Raw genomic sequence first — 18,585 nt, 5'->3', positions numbered from 1 at the left:
ACTAACTCTGCTCATACTCCTGTACCAACTGGTGCAGGAAATAGCTGCCGGCGGAACTGAGGAAATAGCGCCCCGCCCCGGAGCGAAACAGCAGGTTCCGTTTTTCCAGGTAATCCAGCGCTTCGCTCAACCCTTTCTCGAAACGGGCGGCCCGAAGGATGTCCTGATACTCCTCATCCGCCCCCAGATTTGCCAGATCCTGCTCGTTTAAACCGGCTTCAGGGCGCCCCAGATAATCCAGATCTCTGCCGCTTCGGGCAAAGTAACGGCCGATCAGAAGCAATACCACCTGCACCCGGAAAGCGTTTTCATCGTGCTCTTCGCTTTCGTCGTCACTGCTCTCTTTCAGGAAGAAAAAGGCGCCGGTTTCATTGAACACCAGGTCGCTACCCAAATGCTCATAGAAAGTACGGAAGTGAGACAGGTGGTTATACAGCAGGTTGTAGAGGGGGTTGGCACGAAGTTCCGAGCGGTTGTTGTCCCACACATCCCGGACAATCACCCGGCCAGCCTGGAACTCCCGGTAGATGGCGGCACTGTGAGCCGGCAGGATCTGCTCGAAGCTGGTCGCGCCCTGCTCGTTCAGGGGGCTCTCTGTATCCCGGGTTTCCACGAAATCAGGCATGGTCTGGCTCTTGTTCTGTATCAGTCGTATTGGTTTCAAGGCGTCGTTTGCGGTACACAAACTGTTCACAGTCCGGCGCCTGTTCCAGGGTGCGGAAACGGTTAGTGGTTGTCACCTGCATACCCTCCGGCGGCGAATTGACCAGCCGGTTCAGGGCTGCCAGCAGGTCCGCAAAACGGTAGCCCGGGATGAAGCCATCCAGCCGGCCGTGAAGCTCCCGCACCAGATCCGCCGTGGGACGCAATTCCAGGGTTTCCAGCCATTGATACAGTTGGTTGATGCGCTGAACATCTACCCGGCTTTCGCGGCCGCTTCCGGCCACTTCCTGCAGTACCGGCACTTCGGATTGGCGGCGCAGATCGCTCAGGCGCAGCTCCAGTTCGCTGAACAACAACTGGTAGTAGCTCGACGACTGGCCAAAGGCATAATGCTTGGGCCGCTGCTGTGCCCGCAGGCCCACCAGGAAGCCGGTGCTGCGGGCAAAATCGCCGCCTTCGAGCCATTTTCGGCGCAGGCTGAGGGTTTCGGTGTCGTCTTTGAGCGCACGCAGCTTGCCGTAGAAATGCTCCATGGCGTTGTACTGGGCCATACCCCGGCGGGTTTTGCGCAGGAAGTGTTCGACCTCCTGGGCCACCGCCTGAATGGGCTTGTACAGGGCGTTCAGGCTGATAGAGGAACGGAACAGCTGATCCGCCAGGCTGTGGTCATCGTGGCCCTCCAGCAGGCGCACCATGGCTTCCAGGGTTTCGAACAGATTGCTGCCGTCAGGCAGCCGGGTGTCCGGGTTCAGGAACACCAGCGTGGGTTTGATATGGCGTTCATAAAGGGTCACGATCTGCTCAAACAGATTCTGGCGGAACTCCAGGTACTTCTCCGGCGCCCGGCTGGCATCACCGGACAGGTCCGCCAGCTGGGCACTGATGGTCTGCATGCGCAACACGTTCTGGCGCAACAGGCCGATCAGTTGGCTGACCCGCTCGTTCAGATCGTCCCGCAGCTCGGTGTAATCCGGATCAGCATCACTGAAACTGCTGGTTTCCAGGCGATTGCGCACATCCCGAAGAGTCACCAGATGGCCGCGCAGGCGGGCGTCAGTAAGCTCCTGGTAGAGCGAGGCGTTACAGGCCCGCATCAGATTGATCAGTGCGTCCTGAAATACCAGCCGGCGTTCGCCGTCGGCCTTGATGATGTCGATGATCAGCCCACTGCGAAACAGATTGTCGGTGTTCAGGGCCAGCCGCACGCGCTCCCGATCGGCCTTGCCCAGGCCTCGAGTGTAATCCATCACCTCGGCCACCAGGTCGCTTTCCCGGATGAACCGGGCTTCATTGCGGTCCATGCGCTCGATCATCCGGAACAGGATTTTCGGGTGCTCAAACAGCAGCCGGGTGGTGTCCAGGGTGCTGAAGCGTTTACTCATCCACCGGCTCCAGCAAGCTGTTCTGGGTCTGGTCTGCCCAGTGGCTCAGCGGTTCACCACCAGTAAAACCTTCCGCGCCGCCCCAGAACACCAGAGTGCGTTCCTTGCTGTAGGGCCGCGCGGTGCGCATCTGCCCCACTTCCAGGTGCCGGCCAATCAGGTAGATCACTTCGGCGCTGGCGCTGTGGGTAGCGGCAGAGAACAGGTTGAATCCCTGCTTGCGCAGCCGTTCCAGCAACGACGGCATCTGGCTAATATCCACGCTGGCCAGTTCGTCGAGCACCATAGGGAATGACAGCTGCACGCCAGGGTACAGCACCCGCTTGAGCAGGCGGTAAACCAGCTCCAGGTTGATCAGCGCGGTAGTAGAGGTGGATTGGCCTTTCTTGTCCAGATTGGCGGCGTTCTCCTTGCGGGTGCGGTAGGAAATGCCGGTGATGACTTTATCCATGGTGAGGCGCTTGCTGCCGCCCTGCTCCCCGAAAAAGTCCGCTACAAACACCCTAAGGCGGTCGTAGAAAGCATCGGACTGAAGCTTATTGCCATACGGATCAATGTTGTTGGCTTCTTCCACCAAGTTACGGAATTTCGGATCGGTGTGAATGTCCACCCGGATTTCCACCAGATCGTTGATGCGAACGCCGTCCAGTTCCCGATTGAGCTGGGCCTCGAACCGTGCAATGTGTTCGTGGTTGGACTTCAGGGCCTGGCGGTAGCTGGCGACGGTTTCATTGTGGATGCCGACCTGCTGCTCCAGAACACTCCAGCGCTCGGCCATGCCGGCGTACAGATCTGAAAGGCTCTTGAAGGTGCTTCGGATAACAGACGACGCGGGGCTGTCTTTCTGCAATCCCCCTTCGGTATCTTCATGGATACCCAGGTACACAAACTGGCGAAGGTGGTCGAGAATGTTGCGACGCCGCTCTTCCAGATCATCCAATTGGCTTTGCAGGGCGTCGAAGGCGGCCGCCGATACACGATCAATGTCCAGTGGCTGCTCCGCTTCAACCGCTCTCAGGTGCGGGAAGCGGTGCTCCACAGTGCCGACACTTTTACTCAGGGCCGCCAGCTCACGCTCTCGCTCTTCGATGCGATCTTTCTCAGATTTTGCTTTCGCGGCTTTCGCCTGAACCGCATCCTGTTTTTCCTGCTCCAGCCGGGCCTGCTCATCCAGCTTGGCGAGCTGTTCTTCCGCCGCCTGTTTTTCTTCGGTGGCATCTCTCAAGGTGGTGGAGGCTGCCGGGTAGCGCTGGAGCGTTTCCAGATCTTTCTCGATAGACCGGATTTCTTTCTCCGTGCGCTCGATCAACTGAGGTCGGTCGTGTTCCTGGTTGGCGGTGTCGGCCAGCTCTGAGCGTTCTTTCTCCAGACCATGAAGTTCACCTTCAATATATTGGCGTTGCTCGGCAAAATTGGTGTGCCGGGCAGGCTGGCTCTGGTATTCAGTATCAAACCAGTCAAAGCCGCGATCGTTGGGGGCAAACAGGCGAGCGAAGGCTTCAATGGTGGCTTTGCTATCGGCATCCAGATCCTGTCCGGGGCTTGCCATCATCAGCCGGGGATCAACCGCCCGCAAAGGCGCGGCGGTCGTTTCGTCCAGCTGGTTCTGCAACTGCCACTGCTGCTTGCTTTCCCGGTCTTTCAGGGTTTCCAGCTTGCGCTCCAGATCCTGCTTTTTGCGCTGAATCTGCTCAAGTCGGATTTCCGCGTGGGCGGCGCTTTTCAGGGCAGCAAGATGGCCTTTCTTGCTTTCCAGCTCCTCTGTCTGGATCTCTGCAATTTCCTGCAGGGTCATATCGCCATACTGCGAGATCAGCAGCTCACCGTCTTTCTGGCTCTGTTCGGCCTGCTTGATACGCCGATCGGCGGAGCGAATCTCGCCCTTCAGGCCGCTGGCCTCCTGCTCCAGTTTTTTCAGGGTTTGCAGCACGTGGCGCAGGGTGTCGTTCTGTTCGTTGAAAGCCTCAAGCGCCGCCCCGCGTTTGGCAGCAATATCGGCCAAGGCGTTGGTCACCCCGTCCCGGAAGGCGGCAAACTCGTGCTGGCTGCGCAGCAGGGTCTGGTAGGCCTGGTAGTCCCGGTTCAGCTTCTCAAACCGGTGTCGCTCTTTCTCGATACGGTTGAGCTGGCTTTGCTGCTGCTTGAGCTGATCGTGGCGATTGAGGAAATCATCGATGTTGAAGTCAAAGGCATCGTCAGCAAACTTCTTGTCCGCTTCGATAATGCTGGCCACGGCGTTGGCCATGGCCTGATCGTCCGCCTTCATCTCGAACAGCAGCAGGATCAGGGTGCGCAGTGATTGCACCCGGCGTTCGTCCGATTCGCCCAGGGGCAGCACGGAGTAACGCACCGCGTCGGCGTTCATCAACTCACTGCTGTAGAGCATGGTTTTCAGTTTGGCCGGGTCGTTGACCAGCCTGGTCTCTTTCGAGAGCTTTTTCAGCGCCTCCGACAGCCGGGTGAATGAGAGCTCCGGCACCGCCTGGCCAATGCCATCTTCATCGTCGCCGTTCCAGAACAAAGGTCGCAACTGGTCGTAACTGACCGGTACAAAGGCCCGGCCGTAGCTAAGCTGGCTTGCGTTGTCGCGATACAGGATCTGGCAATGGCTGCCCGCCGGGTTTTCCGCTTCCATAATCAGGAAGCTGAACTGGCTGGGGAAGTAGTGCTGGAAGCTTTCTTCGTTGGTGTAGAAGCTGCCGGCGCTGGCGTTGCGGAAGGCAAATTTCTTGCGGCTGTTCTTGAAGTTATTCTCTGGCAACAGGAACAGGCGCAGGGAGTTCAGCAAGCTGGATTTACCCAGGTTGCCCGGCCCAAGAATCAGGCCGTGGTTGTCCACCGGAATTTCCACGTAACAGAAGCCGGCGGAATCCACCAGCACCAGGCGGCGAATGCCGAAGGTGAACGTGCTCGCGCTCGCCTGTGAATCACTCATCCAGAATCATCTCCTGTTCCATGAATTTGCAGGTGGCCCGGAAAGCCTGCGCCAACGACACAAACCCCAGATCTTCCGCCAGCGACAGGGCTTTTGTAAACCTTTCGGTGGAGTCCGGGGTTTTGCGGAAACGGCTCAGCCAAGGTTGCCAGTCAGCCGGCTGCAGATAGCAGGCCTTGTCGCCCAGTGCCGATCGCACCGATGAAAACATCTGCAGGCCGCCGGCATCGTAATCAAAGGCGCAGAGCACCTCATCGTAACTGGTCAGCCAGTTCAAATCCGCATTACCGGTAATCCGATTGCCGCCACCGAGCACGACATCGCTGTTTGTGAGATCAACTGTCTGGCCCAGGCAGTCACCGGCAAAGGCCAGCATCTGTCGGTAGTAATAAAAATTTCGCTCATTCTCCACCACCAGCACCCGGGGCGCTGGCCGAAAACCGATATCCACCGAATCTCCGGTAATCACCACCGAATCCGGCCGGTTGCCTGTCAGGGCGTGATGATACACCAGCAGAAAACTCACATCGGTGCCGTGGCGGTGGGAATCGCCCTTCTTCGCCGCATCTACTCTGCTAACGGGTGAAGCGGCCTGTCGATGTAACTCCGCAAACGCAGCTTCATCAAGAATGGTTACCTGCCAGCGATTGGCGCCAACCTTCTCCGTTGCGAACAGCTCCCGATGCCGCCGACGCTGGGAATCCGGCAGCTTCTTCAGAAAGGCCTCGTAGTTAATCGCCTGGCCCTGAAAGATTTTCTGGAGGTAGTTCTTCAATAGCTCACCTGTCCGCAGATTGTTATTATCGGTCTACCAAAATATGACACCTTATGAGCCACGGAGGGCCCATGCCAACCATCAGTGAATTCTTCGGCATTCTGATACGGATGTATTACGATGACCATAATCCTCCCCATTTTCACGCTTATTATGGGGAACACGAGGCCATCATTCTGATCGAAACGCTGGAGATTGTTGAGGGCAAACTGCCCAAAAGAGCCAAAGCGATGGTTATCGAATGGGCCTTTGAACACCGGCAGGACCTTATCGCAGACTGGCGCCTTGCCGAGCTGCACCAGCCACTGAAGAAGATAGAGCCATTGGAATGAACAGCATGCCCAGAGTCACCCATGTGGAAGCCAAGGCCGATTACGTACTGGCCGTCACCTTCGATGATGGTACTCACGGCGAGATCAGCCTTGCAGATCGTTTGTTTGGCCCGATGTTCGAGCCCCTGAAAGACCCGGCATTCTTTGCTCAAGCAAAAGTTGATGAGTTCGGAGCCATCTGCTGGCCCAACGAAGCAGACATTGCCCCGGATGCTCTCTACCGCAAAATCAAATCTGAACAAACTGGAACAGTATGTCGCTGAAGTACAAGATCGTACCCGTCACACCCTTTGAACAAAACTGCACCCTGCTCTGGTGTACCGAAACCCACAAAGCAGCGGTGGTCGACCCTGGCGGGGACCTGGATCGCATTCTGGCGGCAGCCGAGGACGAAGGCGTGATTCTGGAAAAGATCCTTCTCACCCACGCCCACATAGATCACGCCGGCGGCACGGCGGAGCTGGCCAAATCAGCGGGGCTGCCCATTGAAGGCCCGCACAAGGACGACAACTTCTGGATTCAGGGCCTGGCCATGCAGGCACAGATGTTCGGGTTTCCGGCGCCGGAGGTGTTCACGCCCAATCGATGGCTGGAAAACGGGGATACAGTGACCGTTGGCAATGAAACCCTGGAAGTACTGCACACGCCGGGCCACACCCCTGGCCATGTGGTGTTTTTCCATCGAGGTTCAAAACTGGCCCAGGTGGGTGACGTGCTGTTCAATGGTTCCATTGGCCGCACGGATTTCCCGAAAGGCGATTACAACACCCTGATTCACTCCATCCGGGAAAAGCTGTTCCCTCTGGGGGATGACGTAAACTTCATCTGTGGCCACGGCCCCATGTCTACGTTCGGCCAGGAACGCGCCACCAATCCGTTTGTGTCTGATCACCGGGGCTGAACGCCCCGGTAAAAACGCCCACTTCAGCCCTGGGACAGGCGGAACTGCTCGATGGTTTTGCGCAAGGTTTCCGCCATGGACAGCAGATCCCCTGCAATCCGCGCGGTCTCCTGGGCATCGCTGGAGGTCTGCTCGGCAGAGCGGCTGATTTCAATCACATTCTGATTGATGGAGTCCGACACTTCGCTCTGCTCGTTAGCCGCACTTTCCATTTCCTCATTCAGGCCCGTGATCTCACGCACCGCTGCAGCAATAGTTTGCAGCTCGGTTTCCACTTTCAGAATTGAGTCCACCTGATGCTGAGCAAGTTCCGAGGCATGGCGCATGGTACCGACACAATCCACCACCTCTTTCTTCAGTCCTTCAATGGTTTGGCGAATTTCCTCAGTCGACGTTTGCGTGCGCGAGGCAAGTGCCCGGACTTCGTCTGCAACCACGGCAAATCCCCGGCCCTGCTCACCAGCTCTGGCCGCTTCAATCGCCGCGTTCAGGGCCAACAGGTTAGTCTGGTCGGCAATCTCGGAAATCAGCTCCAGCCGTGAGGCCATCTCCGTTGTCCGCTGATCCAGCTGCTCAATGCGCTGCGCACCGTTCTGGACTTCCGCATTCAGAGATTCAATACCCTGAACCGCATTTCGAGCCAGATGCTCTCCGGTTTCTGCCGACTTGGTGGTATCGGCCGATTTCCGTGCGGTAGTCACCGCGTTCTCTCGAACCTGCACCGCGGAAGCGGCCATCTCGGTGGTGGCACTGGCCACCTGGTCGGTATTGTCTTTCTGGGCCAGCACTTCCTGCTCGGTGGTCTCTGCCTTACCGGCGATGGTGCGGGCCGCCGCTTCAACCTGTTCTGCGTTGTCCATCACCGTATGCATGCTGGCGCGGATCTTGGCGACCATCCGATTGAACGCACGAGAGACCGAACCAATCTCATCGTTTCGGGTTACCTCCAGCTCTATGGAGAGATCCGAATTGCGGGAGATTTCATCCATTCGGTCGTGTAGCCGACGTAAGCGGGAAAACACCAGGCGCCCCAACACTACGGTAGTCAGTATGAAAATAACCACAAAGATCAGAATCTGGATACCGCCACTCACCATCAACTGCTGCTGCAGGCGCGCGTCGCTCTCCGCCAAAGAATAGTCGACCCGAATAGCGCCAAGCACGTCCCCTTCCTGGGCCTGGTGACAGCCGAGGCAGTTCACGCCCTGATAGTTTTCGCTGGCAATAACCGGCTCGATCAACGTGTAGACACGACCCGCGTCGTTCTCCGAATAGTGCTCTACCCGTTCACCATCCAGCGCTTTCATGTCCAGCGGCTCACGGCGTTGTTCCGCAGCATTCCCAGCACCGTACATGGCATTCAGCTGATCGCTGCGGATCACCCGAACATCCAGTACGTCCTCGGGAGCCATCACCTTCTCGCGCAGAACATCACGGTTATTAATGGTGCCCGTCACCATCATGGTGTTCAGGCCATCGAAAAAGGACTTTGCCAGACCATCCACGTATTTGTGACTGTACTCTTCGAGGTGGGCTCGCTGGGACTGCGCGCTGTAAACAACCGTAAACACGAGAATGACGGTGAAAGCCGCAGCCAGTGCTGCCAATAACAGGAAACGGATTGAATATTGTTTTTTCATGTGACCCCGACAACGGAAGATGATCTGGACATCCAAGAGTAATGACGGCGAATTGGCGCATAACTTTATAGATATGCATCAATTTTTTTATGACGCAGATCATCCGGACGCGCCCGCTATGTCATTCCTTGCAATGTTTTACATTCGTCCCGGCACACTCAAACCAGAAGGCAAGGCAGATTGGCCCGAAACCTGCACAGCCTGATGCGACACGGGCTAATTCCGTGATATCCGGCAGAGATTTTCCGTTCAGGGGAGGCAACCATGTCATTGCTGACATCACTGTTACAGGCCAGCACGCGCTTTCAGCAAGCCATGGACAACCGTGTGCCGCGCACTGACGTACCCGCCGGTAAAAGCAATGAAGGCGCCGCCACAGGCGAGCCCCAGAGCAGCACCGACGACCGCTTCACGCCGTCACAGTGGCAGGAGCGCAACCCGGCCAGTCAGAAAACCCGGCAATTGCCACTGACCCAGTACAAGCAGACGGTTGCCCAGGACCTGTCCTACGTTCGTGAAACCTTGCGGCACAAACTTGCCGAATACAACGTACACCCGGCAACGGCGCTGAGCGTGAGCAAAACCGAGCAAGGCAGCATTCAGCTGGACGGCAAAATTCCCGACCAGGTGCGGGAGAGGATACAACAGGATCTCAACAACAACCGGGGATTTGGTGAGGCGTTAAGCCGCTTGAGCGTGACCGAACCCACCCTGCACTTCATGGATAATGCGCTCAAGCTCAATCAGGCTTATGGCGTGAACAATTCCCTGCTGGATTCACTGCTCAGCGAAAACCAGCAGTTCAATGGACTGCAAGATGTCATCCACCGTTATGACAGCCTTCGCCGCACCGCCACACCCGCCGAGACGGGTATCACAGCGCAGCAACGCTACGCCTTCAGCCTGAATACCCGGGCCTGAAGCCCGGGGGTAACTGCTAATCAGATCAAACCTGAAACGGGGCCGGATCACCCTTGCCCACCCGCGTAACTTCAGGCACATCACCGGTAAAGTTGACCACCGTGGTAGCCTCCATACCGCAGAAACCGCCATCAATAATCAGATCAAGCTCATGCCCGAGGGTCTCGCGAATATCGTAAGGATCGGTCAAAGGTTCGGTTTCACCCGGCAGAATCAGGGTGCTGCTCATAATCGGCTCACCCAGCTCACCCAGCAATTCCCGAACAATCTCGTTGTCCGGAACCCGGATGCCGATAGACCGCCGTTTGGGATGCAGCAACCGGCGAGGCACCTCGCTGGTCGCGTCCAGAATAAAGGTGTACGGGCCCGGCGTGAAATTCTTCAGTAACCGATACTGGGTATTGTCCACCTTGGCATAAACCCCGATGTCTGACAGGTCACGACACACCAGGGTGAAGTTGTGCTTGTCGTCCAGGCGCCGAATTCGCTTGATACGGTCTGCCGCCTGCTTGTCACCAAGGTGACAGCCCAGTGCGTAGCCTGAATCTGTGGGATAGACAATCACCCCACCCTTGCGCAAAATCTCCACCGCCTGCTTGATCAGACGCTTTTGCGGTGTTTCCGGGTGAATCTGAAAAAACTGGCTCATCCATTAGCTCCTTGTTGAAGCTTCTTGTCCATTGCTGCATCACCTTTCGACCCGCCCATACAGTTGGGCGAAACCGGAGACGCCTGACCACTGGCCGTCCACTCTTCCGGCGTATACAGATGCAATGCCAGAGCATGCACCGGCCCCGCCAGTTCATCCGCCAGAACCTTGTAAATTGCCTGGTGGCGCCGCACCTTCATCTGCCCTTCAAAATCCGCTGACACCAGCGTTACCTTGAAATGGGTTTCAGAGTTGGGTGGCACCGAATGCATATGGCTTTCGTTCTCCACAGAAATCACGCTGGCGTTAAAGCCCGCGACCAGCTTTTCCTCTATGCTTTCCTGTACTTTCATAAAACACCTACTTCGGACTTTAAGCATCAATGTCCCGACCTGCTGTGTAAACAGTCTACTACAGTACGCCGCGGAACCCCGAAGCCCTTGACACAAAAGCCTCAAAGCGACACATTCCCCTGCCAGCAACCAATCCCCAGATACCCATGCACCTGTACATCGCCGAAAAGCCAAGTCTGGCCAGGGCCATTGCCGCCGCACTGCCCGGCCCCCACGAGAAAGGCCAGGGCTGGATACGCTGCGGTAAAGGACCAGATGCTGCCACGGTAAGCTGGTGTATAGGCCACCTGCTGGAGCCCGCCGAGCCTGCGCGCTATAACCCGGCCTGGAAAAAATGGCGCATTGAAGACCTGCCCATGTTCCCGGAACCCTGGCAACTGGTGCCCAAAGACAGCGTGCGCCTGCAATTCAAAGTTCTTGAAGCCCTGGTTCGCAAGGCCGACCTGATTACCCACGCCGGCGATCCCGACCGTGAAGGCCAACTACTGGTCGACGAAGTCCTGCGCTATCTCGGCACCAAGGCACCGGTAAAACGGATACTGATCAACGACCTTACCCCCAAGGCGGTAGCCCGCGCCATACAGAACCCCCGAGACAACCGGGAGTTCCGCCCACTCTCCCATTCTGCGCTGGCGAGACAGCGGGCCGACTGGCTCTATGGCATCAATCTCTCCCGGTTTTATACCCTCAGCTATCAAACCCGGGGCGAACAGGGCGTCTTCTCCGTGGGTCGGGTGCAAACTCCGGTGTTGGGGCTGGTGGTGGATCGAGACAACACCATCGAGCACTTCCAGCCCAAGCCCTGGTACCGGGTCGAAGCCACCTTCCAGGCCAGCGAGCCGGAGGCCGACCAGCGACCGTTCATTGCTCGCTGGTTACCCGGTGACGAATTTCAGGATCATCTGGATGAAGAAAACCGGCTGCTGGACAAGTCGGTAGCCGAGCAGATTGTCTCCGCCATCAGCGGCCGACCCGGCAGAATTGATGAAGCCCGGTTTCGCGATCGCCCGGAACCGCCGCCGTTACCTCTGTCGTTGTCTGCACTCCAGATAGAGGCCGGCCGACTATACCGGATGGGCGCGAAAGACGTGCTCGACACCGCCCAAAACCTGTACGAACGCCATCAACTGATTACCTACCCAAGGTCAGACAGCCGCTACCTGCCAGAGGAGCATTTCAGCCAACGGGAGGCGGTGATTCGTGCCATCGCCCGTGTCGCCCCGGATTTGTCCGGATTCTGCGAGAAAACCGGGACAGAACGCCGCTCTGCCGCCTGGAATGACCAAAAAGTGGATGCCCACCACGCAATCATTCCCACAGTGCGGCCCGCACCAAACGGCAAGCTGTCTTCGGCCGAACAGAAAATCTACGATCTGATCAGTCGATTCTATCTGATGCAGTTTGCACCTGACGCCGTGCATCGGGAAGGCCGGCTGACGGTCGCGATTCAGGACTATCGCTTTCGCGCCGCCGAGACAGCCGTGATCGAGCCAGGCTGGAAAACGCTGGAAATCCGCAAGCGGGAACCCGGGCAAGAGCCAGAAAAAGCTCCGTTGCCAAGACTGGAAAAAAACGAGCCGGTCCTTTGCACTGACCCCCAGACTAACGAGCGCAAAACCCAGCCGCCACAACACTTCACCGATGCCACGCTGCTATCGGCCATGACCAATATCGCCCGTTTTGTCGCCGACAACGAGCTGAGAAAAACGCTGCGGGAAACCGATGGCCTTGGCACCGAAGCGACTCGCGCAGCCATTATCGATACGCTGTTCCGCCGCGATTACCTGTTCCGGGAAAAACGCTTTATCCGCGCCACCGACAAGGGGAAATCCCTGATCGCGGCGCTACCGGAATCGATTCGTACGCCAGATCGCACCGCTGTCTGGGAGGCCACTCTCGAGGGCGTTCGCCGGGGCGAAGAGGACCCAAGAGCGTTTCTGGAATCCCTCAAAGATGAAATCCGCGGATTCATGGCGCAAGCGCCCGCTGCGGGTTTGGCGAATACAGAGACACCAGGCACCGCCATTCACTGCCCGAAATGCCGGGCGCCGATGGTTGAACGGGAGGGCAAGTTCGGCGCTTTTTTTGCGTGCACCCGGTACCCCGCCTGCAAGGGCACCCGCCCCCTGGAGGACCATCAACCCGAGGACGGAACCAGCCAGAAACCGGTACCCTGCCCCCACTGTTTCTCGCCCCTGGTGCGGCGCAAAAGCAAAAAAGGCTGGTTCTGGGGCTGCAGCAATTTCCCCGGCTGCCGACAAACAGTTGATGATCACAACGGCCGGCCAGCGGTGGACTTACGGAATTCTACATAACGATACTGAACGGGAACTCATTTTTTGGGATAATCCCCGACACTGCAGGGTCTGACCAAGGGCTCTGCGCTACGGTATATAAACCAGGCAACACGATCGAGGGCCAGGCTTAATGCGCATTGCTCTGCTGGAAGACGAACACGAACAGGCGCAGCACATCCAGTCCATCCTTTCAGAGAAAGGACATCACTGTGACAGCTTTCCGACCGGCCAATCGTTTCTCGGTGCCGTTTTGCACCGCAGTTATGATCTGATCATTCTGGACTGGCAGATCCCGGACATGACCGGAATTGAGGTACTGGAAAACATCCGGGCACAGCTGAACTGGCCTGTGCCGGCCGTTTTCCTGACCCAGCGTGACAGTGAAACCGACATCGTTCGTGCCCTGGATGCCGGCGCCGACGACTATATCGCCAAACCGGCACGAGCGGCTGAACTGGTCGCACGCATCAATGCACTGGCCCGCCGCAGCAACCCGGAAATCGAAAAGGAGGTTCTGGTCTACGGGCCCTTCGAGATCAACACCAACCAACGCATAATTCTCCTGCACGGGGAGCCACTAACGCTCACCGACAAGGACTTCGACCTGACCCTGTTCCTGTTCCAGAACCAGGGCCGCCTGCTCACCCGCGAAATGCTGCTGGAGCGGGTGTGGGGATTGACCAGGGACATCAATACCCGCACGGTGGATACGCATATGAGCCGCCTTCGCAGAAGGCTCGGGCTCAACCCTGAAAACGGATTTCGCATCAAGACCATCTACCAGCGAGGCTATCGGCTCGAAGCCATCAAGCCCGGTGACGCAAACGAAATTCGGAACGATGACACTGCAAATGCCTGACGCTCTGAGCAAGCACCTGAAAACCCTGGCCTTCCTTGCACTGGCGTTCATGGTACCAGCGACCACTGTCGCGGAGCTGTCAATCGCACGGGGTTCTGCGGTATCCGGCAGCCAACAACGGGACAATGCCCCAGAGTGGGTTTATACCTTACGCCAGGGTGATACGGTTGCGAGCATAACCCAGACGCTGCTTTCCCGGCAGACCACACAGCAACGACTGCTGGAGCATAATGGCCTGGCCAGCAACGCCAAACTCGGCGCCGGGGATACCCTGCGCATTCCCGTAAACTGGCTGAAACGTCAGCCCGAACCGGCCCGGGTGATTGCGGTCACCGGCAACGTGCAACAGATCTCCGGAATGGATGGGCGAAAACTCCCTCTGTCCGAAGATTCGATTGTCCGGGTTGGCGACGAAATTCTCTCCGGTGCCGGATCGGCAACCATTGAACTGGCCGACGGCTCGGAACTCCGGATCTCCCCGAACTCCCGCCTCATGTTCAATCGCCTGACCCAGTTTGGCAAATCGGGCATGGTCGACACCCGGCTTCGCCTGCAACGGGGCGAGGTTCACACCCGTGTTCGCCCGGTCATTGAGGGCGGAGCCCGCTTCGAAATCGAAACACCATCCGCTGTCGCCGCGGTCCGGGGTACGGTATTTGCCATTCAAGCCACCACCAACGGCAGCAGCGTGCAGGTTACCGAAGGTGTGGTGGACTTCGGCCAGCCAGGCAACACCCGCCGCATTCCAGCCGGCTATGGCGCGAGTGTTTCCACCGCCAACGGAGGCGCCCTGAATATTCGGCAACTTCCGCCAGCGCCAACCATGAATCCCTTGCCATCGGTGCTTACTCAGCTTCCGGCCGAACTGTCCTGGCAGGCAGGCGGTTACCCGGCCTATCGGCTGGACATTTTTGACCAGGCATCAGGCACCTGGGTGCAGAGTCGTGATGTGGCTGGTACCCGTTTCGACATCGCCCAACTTGACAATGGCCGCTACGAAATCCAGCTCGCCGCGATTGATCAGCGCGGTATTGCCGGAATGCCCGGTACCGCGGAACTTGAGGTAGACCTTCAGGCAAAAAAGCCGGACCTCACCGCACCGGCTGATGGCGAGAGCGTGAACGACGACATGCCGGAATTCCGCTGGCAACTCAATGGCGCCAACGAAGTTGCCCGGGTGGAGATCGCCGAAGATGACAGCTTCCGGCAGTTGGTGACAACCAGCGAGTGGGCGCCGGAAAGCCAGGCGCTTCCGTCGCGCCCCCTGAGCCCCGGCCAGTATTACTGGCGCGTGGTTACGGAGGCGGGAGGCAGCTCTGTTGCCACCTCCGAACCGCGCAAGATCGTTGTTAACGGCACTCTGCCGCCAGTCCGGATTATCAGCGTGAACTATCTGGACAGCCAGGTTCGGGTGTTCTGGGAAAACATCGACACCGCCACGGATTACCGTCTGCAACTGGCTGAAGAGCCGGCGTTTCGCAATATCATCAAGGAAGCCGATATCGCCGATACCACTGCGGCCTTGCGCCTGATTCCCGGAAGAAGGTATTTTGTCCGCGTCAAAGCGCTTTCTGACGGCCCTCTTGCCAGTCGCTGGGGCCCGGGCAGGGAGCTGTATCTCGACTAACCTTCTACGACAAAAAGGCCGATGCGAAGGGACTGGTTACCGATAACAACAACACCGTGGTCCTTGGGCCTGCTACTCGTCACCACCCTGCTACTGATTCAGGCGACTGAGCTGCCGAGTCGAATCAATGACTGGATGTATGACAGGGCGATCACAACCTGGCCAGCGCCCATGGATGATTCGGTGGCCATCATTGCCATTGATGAGTTCAGCCTGGAACAGGTTGGCCGATGGCCCTGGGACCGAAGTCTGCATGCCTCGCTGATCGACACCTTGCGGCAAGCGGGCGCAGAAACCATTGTACTCGACATCCTGTTTCCGGAAGCCGGGCCGGGCGATGAGGAACTGGCTAGCGCCATGGCCCGCCATGGCAACGTTGTTCTACCAGCCTATCTTACCGCTCCAACCCGGGAACGGCTGATCAGTGAACAACTCCCCACACCCAGCCTGGCAGGTGCCGCAGGGGCAATCGGGCATGCCCATATCGAGCTGGACACAGATGGCGTCGCCCGCGGGCTCTATCTGTACAACGGCCTTGCCGGCCGATTATGGCCGACCCTGTCACTCGCCGCTCACCTGCCAATATCGAATCAGATGCAGGCGCAATTGCCGAACTACATCAACGTCCGGGAGGATTATCGGCTGGTGCCCCTGGCAGGCGGGGCCGGCACCTTACCCACCTACTCCTACGCGAGCGTGCTGAGCCACCCGCCCTCACCGCAGGAGTTTGCCGGCAAAACCGTTCTGGTCGGCGCTACCGCTGCGGGGTTTGGCGACATACTGCCAACGCCGTTTTCCGGTCTGAGCCGACCAATGTCCGGGGTGGAATTCCATGCCAATGTCTATTCCGCGAGTAAGCAGAATATACTGATCGTGCCGGCGGAGCCCTGGGTAGCACCCGCACTGAACCTGCTCGTGCTGTTGTTGTTAGCTCTGCTTCTTCCTCGCCTGCGCCCTGCTGCCACCTTGCTGGCATGTGCAACCATTGCCGCAGGACTGGTAGCCGGTTATGTATTGCTGCTAATTGGGGCCCGGGTTCAGCTGTCCGTAGCCAACGCCCTGATTCTGCCGATGGCCGCGATGCCCATTGCCAGTGCACTCCGGCTTGCCATGACCAATCGCTTTCTCAACCGGCAACTGGACGAGATGACCAGAACGCCGCGGCTATCCCTCCCTGAACCTTCGAACCGGCATCCTCACCAACTGCTGATGCACTTGCGTGCGCTGTTCCACCCACCCGGATGGCTGCTGGCAGCAGAGGATGACCTGTTGGAAGTACAGGAAATGACCCTTGCCCAGGCCCCACCCACGGAAACGCCAGGACGGTGGGAACACCAGCAGAACCAAAGCTGGATAACGCTGATTCGTGGCGGCACCAGCTACCTGCTCGGCCTGACACTGCCGAACGACCTCAGTCGGGAGGTCATCCAGCGCTATCTGAACCAGCTGGAGCTGGAGCCCCATGCAGACAGTGAACGCCAGAAGGGGCCCCGGGAAAACATTTCGGCCCGGATCGAGAAAGTGCGCATTGCCACCCAGAAGCTGGCAGAAATGCAGGCGTTTATTCGCCACAGCTTCGAGCACATGCCCGATGGCATCATCGTGACCGATGAATTAGGCGTTATACGGTTTACCAACCGTCACATTGAAGACTGGTTTTGCGAGCCTATGCCAAGTCTCAGCGGCATGCCCCTGGCCACCCTCCTTGATGGCCACGACCCCCGGGACTTGCCGCCCTGGTTCGAAACCATTTCAGAGGCGCTGACCCTGAGACAAAGCCGAACCGTAGACCTGACATTGAACGGTAAAGATTTTCTCATCCACCTGGCACCTTTTGCCCTGCAAAACAGTCGCCAGTTTGGCATTATTGCCAACATCTCAGACATCTCCGAACTCCGGGAGCAGCAACGGCAGCATCGTGAGGCGATCGACTTCATCTCACACGATGTTCGCTCACCTCTGGTCTCTCAGCTGGCCCTGATTGAACAACTGAAACGGGATCCCCGCCATATTGACGCCAACCAACTCGACCAGTTGGGGCGGCTGGCGCGGCGTAGCTATCATCTGGCCGAAGAGTTTGTGCAGCTGGCTCGCGCCGAGCAACTGACCGAAACCCGGTTCTACGAGTGCGAATTTCTGGCGATTGTTGAGAACGCTCGGGATAGTGTGTGCGAGCAGGCCCAGGAAAAAGGCATTTCGATCGTGCTGAACGGTACCGAAGACCTCTGGCTGAAAGGCAACGCCGAACTTCTGGAACGGGCCGTCATCAACCTTTTGACCAACGCCGTGCAATACAGCCCCCCGGACTCTGCAGTCAGCGTTCACGTCTATCAGGCAGCGCATCTGGCCTGTCTGGCCATATCAGACGAGGGCTATGGCATTGATCCGGAGGAACTGCCTTTACTGTTCGACCGCTATCATCGACAGAAGCGCAGCGAGATAGCCGGAGCGCATGGCACCGGCCTGGGGCTTTCGTTCGTTAAAACGGTGGTGGAAAAACACCGAGGGGAGATCAACGTCGACTCACGGCCGGGCGAAGGCACCACTTTCACTCTGAAGCTACCAATCGCAGACCCGATGTTCTGAACCGGTATGCCTGCTCAGGACTGGATGGTCTTGCTGACCGGCTCAGAAGGCTCACTCAGAAGACCGGCAGTGTCCTGAACCTGGATGGTGAAATACCAGGTACCCGCATCAAGATTATCGACCACATAGGACATCTCTGCCTCACCACTGGCACCATCTACGGTGATCTCTCTGGACAGATCATCAGCATCCTGCCCGTAACGAATCACGTATCTGTCCAGCTCTCCCATCGCGATCGACTCACCGTTTACACGAGTCATAGGCGCAGACCAGCTCAATACAGCAGAGCGCTCTGCAACCGGCTGAGCACTGCCAACACTACTTCCGGTATTGGGTAGGCTGCCAGATTGAGTCGCGGATTCACTACCCCCGGAACCACCGCCGCCGCACCCCGCGAGCACCATCCCTACCAACAACGCGGCAATCCATGCCCTTGACATATAAATGACGCGTTTCACGGTTATTCACCACCATATTTCCGTCGATTTTGTGAAATACTATAAAATCGACGCCGATGATGATGCGATAAATGTCATTTTTATAGATAAAAAATCGTCATTTTTCCGTCACCATAATGCAAGACGGAAATCGAAAGGAATTGAGGGGACACCGGCACATCGCAGAGAAGCGGAAACAGCGAGTAGGGTGAGGCGTTACCGCCTCAT

16 protein-coding genes are annotated in these 18,585 nt (G+C 57.8%); 8 read left to right on the top strand and 8 right to left on the bottom strand.

The window, feature by feature from the left end; genetic code table 11:
- Position 1: 1 nt before the first annotated feature.
- From Q669_RS14805 to Q669_RS14790, 4 genes are read right to left on the bottom strand one after another with little or no spacing between them, the layout of a single operon-like run.
- Complete coding sequence (locus Q669_RS14805; protein WP_014421975.1) at positions 2-625, bottom strand: condensin complex protein MksE; 624 nt, start codon at positions 623-625, stop codon at positions 2-4.
- Entirely contained in the window at positions 618-2,045 is a 1,428-nt protein-coding gene (locus Q669_RS14800) for a hypothetical protein (RefSeq protein ID WP_022992880.1), read from the bottom strand. The genes Q669_RS14805 and Q669_RS14800 overlap by 8 nt, the downstream gene beginning before the upstream one ends.
- Positions 2,038-4,980: a hypothetical protein gene (locus Q669_RS14795; protein WP_022992879.1), complete on the bottom strand. Its 2,943-nt coding sequence runs from the start codon at positions 4,978-4,980 to the stop codon at positions 2,038-2,040. Before Q669_RS14795 ends, Q669_RS14800 begins: the two co-directional genes overlap by 8 nt.
- Complete coding sequence (locus Q669_RS14790) at positions 4,973-5,755, bottom strand: Wadjet anti-phage system protein JetD domain-containing protein (RefSeq protein ID WP_022992878.1); 783 nt, start codon at positions 5,753-5,755, stop codon at positions 4,973-4,975. Before Q669_RS14790 ends, Q669_RS14795 begins: the two co-directional genes overlap by 8 nt.
- Positions 5,756-5,826: 71 nt before the next feature.
- On the opposite strand from Q669_RS14790, the gene Q669_RS14785 reads away from it, so the two are divergent.
- From Q669_RS14785 to Q669_RS14775, 3 genes are read left to right on the top strand one after another with little or no spacing between them, the layout of a single operon-like run.
- The gene (locus Q669_RS14785) at positions 5,827-6,087 is read left to right on the top strand and encodes a DUF4160 domain-containing protein (RefSeq protein ID WP_022992877.1); all 261 of its coding nucleotides are present in this window, start codon (positions 5,827-5,829) and stop codon (positions 6,085-6,087) included.
- Positions 6,084-6,350: a DUF2442 domain-containing protein gene (locus tag Q669_RS14780; RefSeq protein WP_011785982.1), complete on the top strand. Its 267-nt coding sequence runs from the start codon at positions 6,084-6,086 to the stop codon at positions 6,348-6,350. The genes Q669_RS14785 and Q669_RS14780 overlap by 4 nt, the downstream gene beginning before the upstream one ends.
- Positions 6,341-6,988, top strand: coding sequence for an MBL fold metallo-hydrolase (locus tag Q669_RS14775; protein ID WP_022992876.1), 648 nt, complete (start codon positions 6,341-6,343; stop codon positions 6,986-6,988). Before Q669_RS14780 ends, Q669_RS14775 begins: the two co-directional genes overlap by 10 nt.
- A 23-nt stretch (positions 6,989-7,011) precedes the next feature.
- Here the strand turns inward: Q669_RS14775 and Q669_RS14770 are convergent, their stop codons facing one another.
- Positions 7,012-8,628, bottom strand: a complete 1,617-nt coding sequence (locus Q669_RS14770) for a methyl-accepting chemotaxis protein (RefSeq protein ID WP_022992875.1) — start codon at positions 8,626-8,628, stop codon at positions 7,012-7,014.
- Between the two features lie 264 nt (positions 8,629-8,892).
- Here Q669_RS14770 and Q669_RS14760 point away from each other — a divergent pair, with 264 nt between their 5' ends.
- Positions 8,893-9,549: a hypothetical protein gene (locus Q669_RS14760; protein WP_022992873.1), complete on the top strand. Its 657-nt coding sequence runs from the start codon at positions 8,893-8,895 to the stop codon at positions 9,547-9,549.
- Positions 9,550-9,574: 25 nt separating this feature from the next.
- Here Q669_RS14760 and Q669_RS14755 read toward each other — a convergent pair whose 3' ends face one another.
- Together Q669_RS14755 and Q669_RS14750 are read right to left on the bottom strand one after the other, a co-directional pair.
- Positions 9,575-10,198 carry an L-threonylcarbamoyladenylate synthase gene (locus Q669_RS14755; protein WP_011785986.1) on the bottom strand — a complete coding sequence of 208 codons (624 nt, stop codon included), beginning with the start codon at positions 10,196-10,198 and terminating at the stop codon, positions 9,575-9,577.
- Complete coding sequence (locus Q669_RS14750; RefSeq protein ID WP_014421985.1) at positions 10,195-10,551, bottom strand: BolA family protein; 357 nt, start codon at positions 10,549-10,551, stop codon at positions 10,195-10,197. Before Q669_RS14750 ends, Q669_RS14755 begins: the two co-directional genes overlap by 4 nt.
- 146 nt (positions 10,552-10,697) lie before the next feature.
- Between Q669_RS14750 and Q669_RS14745 the strand changes: the two genes are divergently transcribed.
- The 4 genes from Q669_RS14745 to Q669_RS14730 all read left to right on the top strand — a co-directional run bounded on the left by Q669_RS14745 (position 10,698) and on the right by Q669_RS14730 (position 17,920).
- A complete protein-coding gene (locus tag Q669_RS14745) occupies positions 10,698-12,866 on the top strand; it encodes a DNA topoisomerase 3 (RefSeq protein ID WP_022992872.1) in 2,169 nt (722 codons plus the stop codon).
- A gap of 112 nt (positions 12,867-12,978) precedes the next feature.
- Positions 12,979-13,707: a response regulator transcription factor gene (locus Q669_RS14740; protein WP_011785989.1), complete on the top strand. Its 729-nt coding sequence runs from the start codon at positions 12,979-12,981 to the stop codon at positions 13,705-13,707.
- On the top strand, positions 13,700-15,334 hold the full coding sequence (locus tag Q669_RS14735) for a FecR domain-containing protein (RefSeq protein ID WP_022992871.1): 1,635 nt from the start codon (positions 13,700-13,702) through the stop codon (positions 15,332-15,334). The genes Q669_RS14740 and Q669_RS14735 overlap by 8 nt, the downstream gene beginning before the upstream one ends.
- A gap of 21 nt (positions 15,335-15,355) precedes the next feature.
- On the top strand, positions 15,356-17,920 hold the full coding sequence (locus Q669_RS14730; RefSeq protein WP_036149847.1) for a CHASE2 domain-containing protein: 2,565 nt from the start codon (positions 15,356-15,358) through the stop codon (positions 17,918-17,920).
- A 14-nt stretch (positions 17,921-17,934) separates the two neighbouring features.
- Here the strand turns inward: Q669_RS14730 and Q669_RS19575 are convergent, their stop codons facing one another.
- Positions 17,935-18,378, bottom strand: coding sequence for a fibronectin type III domain-containing protein (locus tag Q669_RS19575; RefSeq protein ID WP_014421988.1), 444 nt, complete (start codon positions 18,376-18,378; stop codon positions 17,935-17,937).
- Positions 18,379-18,585: the final 207 nt, after the last annotated feature.

This window comes from Marinobacter sp. C1S70, from assembly GCF_000475355.1.
Taxonomy (GTDB): Bacteria; Pseudomonadota; Gammaproteobacteria; order Pseudomonadales; family Oleiphilaceae; genus Marinobacter; species Marinobacter nauticus.
Note: the sequence above shows the minus strand (reverse complement) of the source record. Positions and strands in the feature narration are given on the sequence as shown.